At 59.1% G+C, this 1,108-nt stretch carries 2 protein-coding genes; both read right to left on the bottom strand.

Annotated features, from left to right (window positions below):
* Positions 1-9: 9 nt before the first annotated feature.
* Positions 10-441, bottom strand: a complete 432-nt coding sequence (locus Mlute_RS15285; RefSeq protein WP_157413585.1) for a transposase — start codon at positions 439-441, stop codon at positions 10-12.
* Positions 442-563: 122 nt separating this feature from the next.
* Positions 564-1,064: a winged helix-turn-helix domain-containing protein gene (locus Mlute_RS15290; protein ID WP_119361350.1), complete on the bottom strand. Its 501-nt coding sequence runs from the start codon at positions 1,062-1,064 to the stop codon at positions 564-566.
* Positions 1,065-1,108: the final 44 nt, after the last annotated feature.

The raw sequence follows: 1,108 nt of genomic DNA on the forward strand, positions 1-1,108 counted from the left end.
ATACCAACTCTACGACGAGGTGACACATAAAGCCTCTTGAATCCAAGGCCAAAAGCAAAGCCGCTTGACCCTAGTTGGATCAGCCGCAAGCTGGGTGAGGAACTCCTCGGCAGCCAGGCGTTTGTGTTCCAGCGAAGGGTACACTTTGCCTTCAATGGCCCGCCTGACCTCCTCAAACACCCGCTCGGCAGGATTGAGCTCGGGCGAATAGGCCGGTTGAAGGATACGACTCCCCGCTAGCTCGGATAGGCTACGACCCCGATGAACCCCCGCCCCATCCCAAACGTTGATGGCTAACCCCCATTGCTCCAGCACCGGTTTGAGGTGTTCTTGCTTCAGGCGGGGAATCCAACCCCACCTCAACTGACCGATGGCCGGTATCACCGCCAGCAGCAGGTAGGCATACTGGTATGCCCGCTGTACCGTTTGAACGACCTTCACCCCCCGAGGCGCCAGCACCCGTCGAACTTGACCCAGCAGTCCCAACCGCAGCTCATCGCTAAACCCAATCCGGCCCAGAGCCTCCCCCAGGGTCTGACCCCCTCGGTGGAGCTGCTCGGCTATCAGGGCTTTGAGCCCCCCTTTTTCCAGCGCGCTTGCGCTGCCGCATCGGCCTTGGCAGCACTCGGTCGCGGTACTTTGGGGTGAATCTTCCATCGAGCCATCAGCCCATAGAGGCCTTTATAGCTGTACTGCACCCCAAAGCGTTGTTGCACCCACTGCCGCGCTTCTTCGTAGGTGCGAAAGCTTCCTTGGGCACTCTCGGCTCGCAGTTCCAGTTGTTGGTCTTGATCCAACCAGGCTCGACTGACCTTGACCCCCCAGCCCGGTACGCGCTTCAACACCTCCTGCAATCCCCCGGCCCGATACCAAGCCAGCCACCGGTTGAGGGTTTTACGTCCAATCCCCACTTCTTTGGCCGCATCCTGTGCAGCTTTGCCTCGACGTACCAGCCACATCGCCTGCAGCCGTTTACGTCGTTCCAGGTTCCTCTCCCGTCTATACTGTGCCTCCAGCTCCTCTGCGCTTTCAGTCCAATCGATTGGGGCAATCCTACGACCCATTCCCCAATCCTACTATAGGTGTCACCTCGAGGGAGATTTGGTAT

This window comes from Meiothermus luteus (genome assembly GCF_003574085.1).
Classification (GTDB): Bacteria; Deinococcota; Deinococci; order Deinococcales; family Thermaceae; genus Meiothermus; species Meiothermus luteus.

Excerpts from the sequence above, each read along its gene's own strand:
- Mlute_RS15290 (WP_119361350.1), bottom strand. The coding sequence starts at position 1,064 with ATGGGTCGTAGGATTGCCCCAATCGATTGGACTGAAAGCGCAGAGGAG.